The organism is Bacillus sp. NPDC060175 (assembly GCF_042728695.1).
Lineage (GTDB): Bacteria > Bacillota > Bacilli > Bacillales > Bacillaceae_G > Bacillus_A.
In genome coordinates this window covers 1-11487 of the sequence record NZ_JBHWYR010000109.1, presented here as the reverse complement: position 1 = coordinate 11487, position 11487 = coordinate 1, and the positions used below count along the sequence as shown (strand labels likewise).

Annotated in this window: 8 protein-coding genes, 2 pseudogenes and 1 riboswitch; of the genes and pseudogenes, 1 reads left to right on the top strand and 9 read right to left on the bottom strand. The window is 33.3% G+C overall.

Features of this window, described 5'->3' with window-relative positions; translation table 11 throughout:
- Nucleotides 1–947: 947 nt before the first annotated feature.
- Nucleotides 948–1925, bottom strand: coding sequence for a homocysteine S-methyltransferase (gene mmuM / locus ACFWDE_RS28010; protein WP_002166548.1), 978 nt, complete (start codon nt 1923–1925; stop codon nt 948–950).
- Nucleotides 1900–3309, bottom strand: coding sequence for an S-methylmethionine permease (gene mmuP, locus ACFWDE_RS28005; RefSeq protein ID WP_377896071.1), 1410 nt, complete (start codon nt 3307–3309; stop codon nt 1900–1902). Before mmuP ends, mmuM begins: the two co-directional genes overlap by 26 nt.
- Nucleotides 3310–3392: 83 nt before the next feature.
- A riboswitch (SAM riboswitch) is annotated at nt 3393–3500 on the bottom strand.
- Between the two features lie 343 nt (nt 3501–3843).
- On the opposite strand from mmuP, the pseudogene ACFWDE_RS28000 reads away from it, so the two are divergent.
- Nucleotides 3844–4139, top strand: a pseudogene (locus ACFWDE_RS28000) (IS4 family transposase); the annotation flags it as partial.
- Between the two features lie 496 nt (nt 4140–4635).
- On the opposite strand, the gene ACFWDE_RS27995 reads toward ACFWDE_RS28000, so the two are convergent.
- The 7 genes and pseudogenes from ACFWDE_RS27995 to ACFWDE_RS27965 all read right to left on the bottom strand — a co-directional run bounded on the left by ACFWDE_RS27995 (nt 4636) and on the right by ACFWDE_RS27965 (nt 11270).
- On the bottom strand, nt 4636–5406 hold the full coding sequence (locus tag ACFWDE_RS27995) for a YibE/F family protein (RefSeq protein ID WP_377896070.1): 771 nt from the start codon (nt 5404–5406) through the stop codon (nt 4636–4638).
- Nucleotides 5403–6542, bottom strand: coding sequence for a YibE/F family protein (locus tag ACFWDE_RS27990; protein ID WP_377896069.1), 1140 nt, complete (start codon nt 6540–6542; stop codon nt 5403–5405). The genes ACFWDE_RS27995 and ACFWDE_RS27990 overlap by 4 nt, the downstream gene beginning before the upstream one ends.
- A 137-nt stretch (nt 6543–6679) precedes the next feature.
- Nucleotides 6680–7270: pseudogene (locus ACFWDE_RS27985) on the bottom strand (DUF3967 domain-containing protein).
- Between the two features lie 454 nt (nt 7271–7724).
- On the bottom strand, nt 7725–8126 hold the full coding sequence (locus tag ACFWDE_RS27980; RefSeq protein WP_377896068.1) for a hypothetical protein: 402 nt from the start codon (nt 8124–8126) through the stop codon (nt 7725–7727).
- A gap of 558 nt (nt 8127–8684) precedes the next feature.
- Nucleotides 8685–8807, bottom strand: coding sequence for a YjcZ family sporulation protein (locus ACFWDE_RS27975; protein ID WP_098387487.1), 123 nt, complete (start codon nt 8805–8807; stop codon nt 8685–8687).
- Nucleotides 8808–9331: 524 nt separating this feature from the next.
- Complete coding sequence (locus ACFWDE_RS27970) at nt 9332–10762, bottom strand: IS4 family transposase (protein WP_215575541.1); 1431 nt, start codon at nt 10760–10762, stop codon at nt 9332–9334.
- A 118-nt stretch (nt 10763–10880) separates the two neighbouring features.
- Nucleotides 10881–11270, bottom strand: a complete 390-nt coding sequence (locus tag ACFWDE_RS27965) for a DUF3021 domain-containing protein (RefSeq protein WP_002139696.1) — start codon at nt 11268–11270, stop codon at nt 10881–10883.
- Nucleotides 11271–11487 lie beyond the last annotated feature (217 nt).

The following is an 11487-nucleotide window of genomic DNA, read 5'->3' as shown; positions in this document are numbered from 1 at the left end:
TTTATATATATTATGGATTAAAACATGATATATAATTCTTTCTGAATGATTAATGAGTTTATATGAGGAGAATACATAGAATGAAATAAATAAATGATTTATAAGAGGCCATCACATCACTATCAGGTTAAAAAATATATTGCTTCTCAAAATAAAAAAATGAACTGAATTCTCATAACTAACTGTAGAGAGATAAAAACTCTGTTATGAAGCCCCCAGAACGAAGATTTTTGTATCTTTTATGGTAATAAGCCTCATTTTTATCGTTTGGGGGGTAACTTGTTTTCTTAAGTTGATGGGCATGTATGGTGACCCATACCCATCAACTTAAGAATGGAAACAAAGTGTACTTTCATTTTGTGGGGTAAAGCATTCCTAAAATAGAAGCATACTCTTAATAATACGCATACCAAATAAACCCTATCGTTTCATTAAAAGTCAAGGAAATAGTAATGAAATCCTATATTTATGCGATTGAATATAATGTCACACATTTTATAAGGTAAAAAGGAAAGGATAGATGAACAGGAGAGTATACCTGTTTACATCTATCCTTTTTTACAAAAAAATGACCACATTTACTACTACAACAAGGATTTTTACCACAACAAATTTTCATATAGTCATTGAACTATTTTTTGAATAACTAAATTAACCTCTTCGTTAACTTTAATTACAAATAAATGGTCCCCTTCACCTTCAATTGGATCAACTACATCTTCATTAAAAGATTCAGCATGTTGTCTACCATATCTATTAAACTAGCGGTTTTTATTTTCCCTGATTCCTTTCCATACCTAAGGTACCCAAAAGTCCACTGGATTCCCGAGGCTACCATCCACATTTGTGTCTCTGAAAAGACATTTTGTGCCAATAGACGTAACTGTAGATTCCTGAACAAGCAAAATCATGAAAATACACACAAAGATAGATTATCATCCATTACATTACTGTTTTGCTTCGTTCGAATAGAAAAACTCGGAAGAACGCCACTTGTTCGATATCTCCTCAATGTGATAAGGTGTCGTTCTGCAGCATCCACCTATTAAACGTGCACCTGCTTGGTACCATTCTTCAGATTGAATATCCAACGCGTTACATTGTTCATGACCATGCCATGTTTTTGATTCTGGATTATAAGTTTCACCCGAGTTTGGATAAACAATAATCGGTTTTTTTGTGTTTGCCCTCAACTCTTGGATTGCACCAGTCACAACGGTTACTGGCGCACAATTGATGCCTATCGCTACAATTTGTTCACTTTTCTCAAAAGCTCGTGCACACTCCACGAGTTTCATACCTTCACTAATCTCTTTCTCATTTTTTAGCGAAAAGGAAAGCCAAGCATATGTTTCTGGAAACTCACGCAATAATGTATCTAATACTCTTGCTTCTTGCAGGGAAGGGATCGTTTCAAATGCCAATAGATCTGCACCTGCTTCGATTAACGCTGACATTCTCGAACGGTGAAAGTCTGCTAATGTTTTATCTGTCACACCATAGTTGCCTACATACTCTGAACCATCTGCAAGGTAAGCCCCGTACGGCCCAACTGATGCAACAACCAATGGTTTAGGCCTATTCGTTTGCGTATTTTCCTTCCAAAAATCATCTCTTGCCCTTCTTGCAAGTAACACCGTTTTCTTAATTAATTCCAAAGCTTCCTGTTCTTGTATTCCACGCGCGGAAAAACCACTAATAGTAGCTTGATAGCTTGCTGTTATGGCACAGTCCGCTCCAGCACGAAAATAGTCCGAATGAACCTGATAAATTAGTTCCGGATTTTCTAGTAACACACGTGCCGACCAAAGGGGATCGTCCAAATTACATCCATGCGCCTCCAATTCTGTAGCTAATGCTCCGTCAAGAAGCATAATGGAATGTTGGGATAAAATAGCATCAATTGGGTTGATTTTGTTCGACATAATCTACGCCCCTCTTTTTTAGATTTTTTGTTAGATAATAACTTCCATAGCAAAACAAAATAAACGGTATGCCGCAATATAAGGCAATTCTCTGTGTTGGATCGAATGCAATTCCAATACACGATGCCAGACAAAGGATAAAAGAAGCAATTGGTACTAATGGATATAGTGGTGTGCGATAAATCAAGTCCTTTTCAGAATTTCCTTCTTTCAAAAATTGTCTGCGAAATAGGAACTGGGAAGCACTAATACTCATCCAAACTACAACTACTGCTAGACCGGAAATGGAAACAAGTACGATATAGATAGTATCTGGTGCCACAATACTTGAGAGCAAAGCCAAAGCTCCACCCACCATGCTGAAAATGACGGCGTTGATTGGAACACCTTGCTTCGTCATTTTTCCAAAAATCGGGGATATCGTATTCTTATTAGCAAGCGACCAAAGCATTCTAGAAGAGGCATAAAGGCCTGAGTTTGCCGCAGATAAAATGGCTGTTAAGATAACGAAATTCATTATGTCAGCTGAATATGGCACCCCAATTCGTTCTAGAACTGCAACAAAAGGGCTCTCTAATACCCCTGCATCGGAAATAGGCAATAACGCAGATAAAACAACAATCGCTCCTACAAAAAAGATGATCAATCTCCACAGAGTAGTTCGAATGGCCTTCGGTATCATTTTTTCCGGGTTCGCTGTTTCTCCAGCTGCAATGCCTATTAATTCTGTTCCCGAAAAAGCAAAATTAACCGCAAGCATGGTCATTATAATGGCCGTAGCACCATGAGGAAATAAACCTGCACTTGTAAAATTAGAAAAGAATGGTGCTGCTTTTGAATGATTCATCGGAAGAAACCCTAGCATTGCCGCTACTCCTAAAACAATAAAAATCACAATAGCTATAACCTTTATCGATGAAAACCAAAATTCGGATTCGGCGAAAAATTTAACAGTCAGGACATTTAATACAAAGATCAAAATGGCAAAAAGAGCACTCCATACCCAAACATCAATCGATGGAAACCATCGCTTCATAAGTAATCCTGCGGCTGTAAATTCAGAACCTAAAGCAACAGTCCAAGTTAACCAATACAACCAGGCTACTGTATACCCTGTACCCGGTCCAATGTATTTAACTGCATAACTATGAAATGCGCCCGTTTCAGGCATATGTACGGAAAGCTCTCCTAAACATAGCATAACTAGATAAACCACTAGCGCACCAATCAGATAGGATAGAATTGTTCCAAACGGGCCAGCTTGTTGAATAGTGTAACCCGGGCTTAAGAATAAGCCAGTTCCAATCACCCCACCAAGTGATAGCATGACTAAATGACGTGCTTGCATTTTCCTTTGAAATTCTTGCCCATTTTTGTTCTCCATTTCTACTCTCCTTTAGTTACTATCCAGAAAAAACAAAAACGCACTCTAAAAAAGAGGGCGCTACTGACAAATAAAAACGGAAGCTCTCATCTATCAGGATTATCACCCGCTGGAATTAGCACAGTGTCTACTTAAGCAGACCTGTTGCTGAGGTTTCATAAGGCCAGTCCCTCCACCTCTCTGGATAAGAAATATTTTTTTATAACCTTATCAATCCATTCAATAACTGTCAAGATAATTCTGTTTTTTTGAAATTTTATCTATTATAGAAATACAAAAAATAGAGTATTACTATAACTGCAACCCACTCCTTCTTGGGTATTATTTAAAAATCGAACATACAAAACCTCATTTATTTATGGTACGGTTCACAAGCACTTCCTCAAAATTTGATGCACTTCTAAATATCTTCTTACTTCTTTGGCTATGGGGTCACCATACATAACCATCAACTCAGGAGATTTTAATACCCTCAAATATCAAAAAACGTTATCCTTTCTAAACAAGCTAAATGAGAAAGGATGATGTTTTCTTATGAATCTCTCGATTCAAGATGAATTACTACCATTTGCAGAAGAATTACAACGATATGTTACACCTGTATTCTTAGAAGAACTTGCAAAAGAAATAAGATTTATAAAGCGAAAACGTAAGCTTTATGGCTCAGACTTAGCTGCTATTTGCATTTGGATTAGTCAACGGGTGGCAAGTGATTCCTTGGTTCGAGGCTTCATGCAGCGACAGGCACTTTACTTAGCCCTGAGGGCTTAAATAAACGTTTAAATGCTACAGCAGTTTTGTTTTTAAAACATATTTTTTCTTTAATGTTAGTGTTACTTTACCTAATTTAACGACTCCCACAATTATAAAGAGCAAAGGTATTAAAAATAAGAGATGCCCTATTCCTGGAGCAAATAATGTTACCGTAGACAAAGGACCAAATAATTTAGGAAATCCAATTAAAATAATCAATGGCAGCAGCCAGTTAAATATTAATATAGACAACCCATTTAGAATCCTACGAAATGTTGTTACTTTACGATTTTTAGGTTTGAAAATTCTGTAAGCTGAACAAACAATTATTTCTCACCTCTATTAAGCTTACATAACACCACATTATCAGTAGTAAAATTTAGGTCTTTTTGGTACCAAGATATACAGCTATAATGGTACCTAACCTATAATTTGAACAAATCTAAACTTCCCTTTACATGTAATTATGCAATGATCTATTCAGAGCAACTCTGAATTACTTGAATAAATCAAAATCACGGCACTCATTTAAAATCGAAAAGCCAATTCCCTTATGGAATTGGCTTTTCGATTTTAAATAAAGTTTTTATCTCTTTTTCTTACCAAAAGAAATGCAGTAATCCATGAAGTAATAGGAATAACCAAAGCTATACCGATTCCGGCACAAAATATAGTTATCATTTCGGCACTAAATAATTTTGAATTTACAACTTCCCCAATTGAATAGGATAACTCTTTAAACCACAAAAACAATGCTAGATAGCCTCCAACTAAGGCGAAAAATAATGTATTCGTATTTGTCCCTAATATATCCTTCCCAATACTTATTCCAAATGTAAATAGATTTTTCCTACTGATTAATGGATTATGAATTAATCTTTCTCTCATTGGAGATGCAATAGAAATAGCGACATCAGTAATCGCACCTATTGTACTCATAATAATTACAGCAGCTCCAATTTTAATAAAATCTACTCCAATATGAAGGGAAAATATGCTAAGCTCATCTATTTCTTCTTTACCAAATCCTTGAATCATAGTCTTTTTTGTCACTATAACAATAAAAAAGAATAAAATCGAAATAGTGATAATAGTAGAAATAAATGCCGCTATTGTTTTTAGGTTGATTTCATTAATATAAAATAGAGTAATACCACTAATTATCGTACATGCAAACATGGATATAACAATTGGGTTGACACTCGGATCTAACATAAAAAGTATAGTCAGAAAGATTACACCAAAGTTTAGGAATAAAACAATAAAAGATCGTACTCCTTTTTTTCCACCAATGAGGATCATCAATGTAAATAAAATGGCTGCCAATAATACTAACACATTCATAATCTTGCCTTCTTTCGATTAATAAAAAAAATGGTTGTATATAGACCTATCGGAATCGTTAACACAATTCCGATGCCACCTGCTAAGGCTCGAGTTAATTCCAAAGAAAGGTTCATAGAAAGTGTAAAGGGCAATGGGTACTCATTCTTCAAATACAAAATAATCATCGGAATAGAACCACTTATGTACGCAAAAAATAAAATGTTCGTCATCGATCCCATAATATCTTTTCCAATATCCATACCCGACATTTTTAGCGCCTTTATTGAGATCTTATTATCTTCTTCATATAAACCAAAGATAGAAGAAGACATTGTAATAGCTACATCCATTACAGCTCCTAAAGATCCAATTAATAGGCCTGTCATAAACACCTCTTTATACGGCCTAGTTAAAAATTGCATCTCTTCATATCGAAGTCCCTTTTCAGCAGTTAACCATAGTGTAAGATAGGTGATTAAAAATGAAATAAAAGTTCCTAATAAAGTGGAAAAAATAGCTGCAAATGTTTTCTCATTAAAACCATTAACGAGTAATAAAGAAATAAATGTAAATAAAATAACACTTACACTGCATATTAATAACAAATTACTATTTAACGTATGCAAGTAAACATCTAATGCGTATGATAATAAAACAGCATTGATTGCCAAACTTATAATAGAAAAAAAACCTTGCCTTTTTCCAATGAAAAGTAAAACGAAGACAAAAATCCATCCAATAATTAAAACGTATTTATCACGTTTTACATCTGTTATTTCTCCAGTTAGGTTTACGCTTTTTTCTGTGTTCTTATGAATTGAAACAAACAATTCATCTCCAACATGATATTCTTGATCATAACCTCCAGATGCTGAATATTTATTAACTAAATGGATAAGTTGTCCTTTTTCTTTTCCGTTTTTCAATTGAGCTACTATACTTTGAGTGTATATCTTCTCAACATTCTGTCCCCCATCTGAACTTTCAGATGAATATTCTAATTTCGTTTTAATAACCTTGACTATAGGACGTTCATAATATGAATAATTGTGATTAACAAAAATAATTGAAACAGAAAAGCAAAATAGCAATACGGTATAAAGAAAAATTTGTTTCCGAGTTATACTTTTTAATTTATTTAGTATAGTATCCAAAAGAACCTCCAACTATTTAATAGGGAAAAATACATAAAACTTTTAAATATATTGATTACAGGTGTCTTCAGAGCAAAAAATTGCCTAAAAACATTACGAAAAGACAAGTTTAGGATAATTAATCAAATTTCAAAAGATTATTTCCAAAACTCATACCATTTCTTATCTTTACTTGCAGCAATCATCTTTTTGATTTCCTGTATTCCCCTTATTGTTTGCATGAGCATATCATCACGTCCTTGGTTCTTCGCTAGTATTCGTCGATATAAGTGTCTGGGATTCCTGTATCGTTTGTATAGTGCTCAATAACTTTAATTCTCTTTGTATAAATTGCTGATCTTGTTCAATTAGTCATTTTGTTAATTCCTGAAGCAACTCATTTTGTTTTTCAATAACTTCTTTTTGATCTTGAATCATCGTTTGTAGCGTTGTAGCGTTCAAATCATGTTCTTCATAGCACTCAATTTCATGTTGATCCAATGGGCAACACCTCAATACCATAATACAATTTGCTTTGTAGCATTTTCTAGAGTCATATCTGTATCGCTCTTTAAGTTTATAACCTTACGGAATACCATTACATCAATTTCTCTTTACTTCCTATGCTCACGCTCGTTTATTATGAAAGTGTAACCTTCTTTTTCCAACACGTCTGCATACTTATATAATGTAGATGATTGGATACCTAATTGCTCCGCCACGTCACTAGGACTATAAAATGTCTTCATAGCGTTTCACCTCAAAAATATATTCGCTATAGCAATAATATACCCTTTTTCCTAATAATTAACGTATCAATGATTTTCATTTTTAACTTTCATACTCTTCAAGTCGGTAATGTATTTAGTTCTTATTACAGTCCTAATCTTAAGGATACATATCGATTTTAAAATCAATTACTCATTACTTTTTGATAACAACATCAAAATCTTTTTTATTTATACAAATTTTTATGCAAAAAAATAACGAGGATTCCTAGAATCCCCGCTATATCAACCATGTATAAAATCCTGTATATTGATTTTGCATACGTAGAAACAAAAACCTAGTAAAAATAAGAATTCTATCAAAATCTTTTCTACCGATAATAGGACGTTACGTTAAACTCACATGAATATCTATTTACAACTATTTTTTAAGATTTTACCTTTTGCTCTAAAGATATCGCCATTTTTTTCTCACCTACATACCAATAAACATATTTTTACTATTAGGACCCCAATTTTCTCCCATAAAACCTGACATTCCCTCTAAATTAACGAAGCATGGAAGCACAGTATACATTGCCCCTTGCATTGCATTCATTCTAAAAGTTATAACAAATCTCATTTTTGAATTATCAACGGGTGCTATCATTCCCATATCTGGACGTATAGCATTTTCTGCTGTAAGTGCCTCTCTCATTCCTACACTAGCAATACCAACCGGACCCAAATTACTTCTAATCCAATAATTCGAAACATTTGTTGCAGATTTCAAATCAGTTGGTTTATCATAAGTCATTAAAATTTGATTAGAAGAAATTTGTCTAGCCTCAAGAAGTATTGGGTGAGCAATCATTTGTCTAGGATAATAAGTTAACATGATATTCCTCCATTGTTTTTAAAAACAGGTAAATTACCTAGATAATATATACAGATTTCTAATTTGGATCCATAATAAAAAATTCAGTCAATACCCTCAAAATTCTTTCAATAAAGAGGTAGTACACCATACCTAGGGATGGTACGCACATTTTAACATTTTTATGCGCTAAGGCATTCTCAAAACTCAATAACATGATTTGAATTGAAATTTTGATTGAAAGACAGATTTTGAGACATTATTTAAGCTTTTTGGGGTATCTTTTATATTAAAGTTTATTTATCTCAAATACCTACATTTTTGAGATTAGTGATGTCGCTTAGAGTAGTAAAATCAAAGTTTTTTCATGTCGAAATTTGCTTATCCTATAGTTTCGTTAAAATGTGGGTGGGACTCAATCAAGACAAAAAATCAATAATAAATACAAGGATTCTCATAAAACCTTGCTACCGATAATAATTTAATAGTGCACAAGTGTAAAATCACATACAATCCAGCTACGGAAATAGGTGGTTTTTTTATACAAAAGAAAAGACACCCTCATGAGTGCCTCTTTTTCTAGTATCCGAATCCGCCACCGCCGCCCCAACAACTACATCCAATGATTATTAACAGGATGAATAGAACGATCAGTAAAGCGAATCCGCCACCAAAACCACCGCAAGAACCGCCGTAACTCATATTTTTCCCTCCTTTAATTAGGAGACAGAACAATGGGTAAGTTGCCATTTTAATGGATTCACTTTATTTTATGTTTTTATGAACAAAATGAGCAGGTCCGTTTAGAATTAAATAAAAAATACTCCAAGGTGCCTTCCTCTGAGTTAAACCACTTTAATTTTAATAATATGTATATGGGCTCCTTCCCCTAAAAAAAGAAGATTGTTGTTCCATACTTTTTTATTGTATTCTTGAATTTAGGTTTAAATTGTGTGTTTTGGCTAGAGTGCTGGCTTGGCGAAAAAAGCGAATCGCTCCGAAAAAACTTTTGATTCTGAAGGTGGATATTTTTGAGTGTTTTTCTCAAAAATACGATCCGTTCCTTGCGGAACTTTTAGCTATATATAGGGGTAGTACCCCATACCTATCAAGCTAAGATTAAGTAAAAGTCCGTCAACTAGATTTTTTCTATTTTCTAAAGAGTTGATATCAGCTTTCTAAAAATCTGCATACCAAATAAACCCTAACGGGTTTCATTTTTTTAATTAAGCTCCATGATTGTGAGTAACGAAATAATTGTATACGACACCCAATATATCAAAGACTGTTTTCTTCTCATATCGATGAGACTTCCGTCCATTTTTATGCAAGAGATTGAACAAACGAAGGAAGGTCTTTGATAGTTCCTGGGTGTTTTGTTGTAGAGATTGATATATAAGTAGGTAGTAATCTTTAATGATATAGACCGCTTTATATTCACTTAATTCTCGTTTCTTTTTGACGAGGAGTAAGTGACGCATTTGAAACATAGTGGAGGAACAAAGAAGGATACTAATTAATTGCCCATATAAATGACACTCTAGCCGTTCTAATTTTACAGAATTACAATGATGAATACGAAAAAATGATTTCCATGTTTTAAATATCAATTCAATTTGCCATCGTAAGGAGTAAAAATCGTATACTTGTTCCTTCGGTAGATATTCCGAAGGGATATTCGTAATGTAAAAGTTTATTGCACTAAGTCGCTTACTGCGTTCTTTATAAGTGATTTGTTTCTTATGTTCTTTAGATGCTAAATCTTTTTGCCTACGTTTCATTTGTGTTTCAGTTAATTTATATAAGATAAGTCTTGCAGGAAGTTTTTGATACATTCCGATATAAATCTCAGGAATCTCATATGTTTCACCAGACTGTAATTGGTCAATAAATTGCTCCATATCTAGTTGAATGTACTCAGAATGCTTTTTTATTGTTCCATTGTGAAAGTATTCAGGTTCCCTATTCTTTTGATATATACGAGTATTGAGCTTTAATCGTGAAATAAAATAAGCATCACACTCGCTTATAATATGTAGATCTTTTAAGTCGAAGTATCCTAAATCACGTATACATACATCGTGTGGTTGAAGAGACGTTAGGCAAGTGGATCCATACGTTTTATCATTGTGTTTTCCCGATCCTACATGAACATGTAGAAACTGACCACTTAGTAAATCGTACTCTAATTGAATTTTCACACCAGCACTTTGACCACTACCTCCTGAACCTTGATATGTAGAGGCAAATTTATCTGGAACCTGAAAATGTGTAGAATCCAATACACGAATCCGACGAAAATAGTTTGTATACGATGTTGGAATTTGGCTAGATAAACAAAATTGTTGATGGAGTAAAGAGGCTAATATTTGTTGTAACAACTGTACAGCTTGGGAATTAAAGCGTTGATTGAGTCCTTCTGGACTCATAGAAATACCTGTGTTAACTTCTAATCGGCTACATAGTTGTGTCAGCGAAGTATTTGCTATGTTTTCGCTTAACCAAACACATAAAGCTACTAAATCTTGTGCACGATATTTACTTTTTCGCTGAACAAACCCTATATCTCTAGCTAATTTCTCTAGAGCATGCGGTGACATATATCGTTGCAACTCTTTAGAAAATAATTCTAGTTCATCAAAAATCGATAAGTTCATATCAAAAACGCCATCCTTTCCTATGATTCTACAGAAAGAATAGCGTATTTTTAAATTTTAGGGAAATTTTGTTTTGCTAACTTAATATCGATGCAGCAGCCCCCTATAGAAGGACACTTTAAATGTTCTTCTTATTTTTTAGTAACATATTTAATTCTTTAGCATCTTTTTTTGTGTTTAAAAATGATATTAACCAAGAAAATGCATATATCAAAACTATACTTTCAAGAAAATCAGCAGTTGGGAATATTTCTATCCAATGGTTATATGTAGATATAAGAAAGACAACTATAATCATCATGAGAAAATGGATTACTAAGGCGAACAAATAGCTGATTCTTTCAATATCAAAAATGAATGTGAAAATGCCTGCGCAAGCTGAGATTATAAGAACACTTATAATCTCAGCCTGTGTAATAGATATATTATTGTTTCTGGATAGTAAAACTATCATATATATAAATGAACCAGTTCCTAAACCTGTATACAGTCGATTTTTTAATTTCAATAAAGTCTTTCCCTTCGTATTTTTTATGATTTTAAGATAAGATTATTTAATTTTTTTTTTTTATAAAAATTTTATAATAAAAAAGCAATGGGATGGGGATACGGATTGGTTCGTTTGTTTTTTTATCGTTTTTTTTTTTTTTTTTACTGTTTTTTTCTCATTTTATTATTTATTAATTGGTTGCATTATTTTTTTTATTTTTTTTTATTTTTTTAAC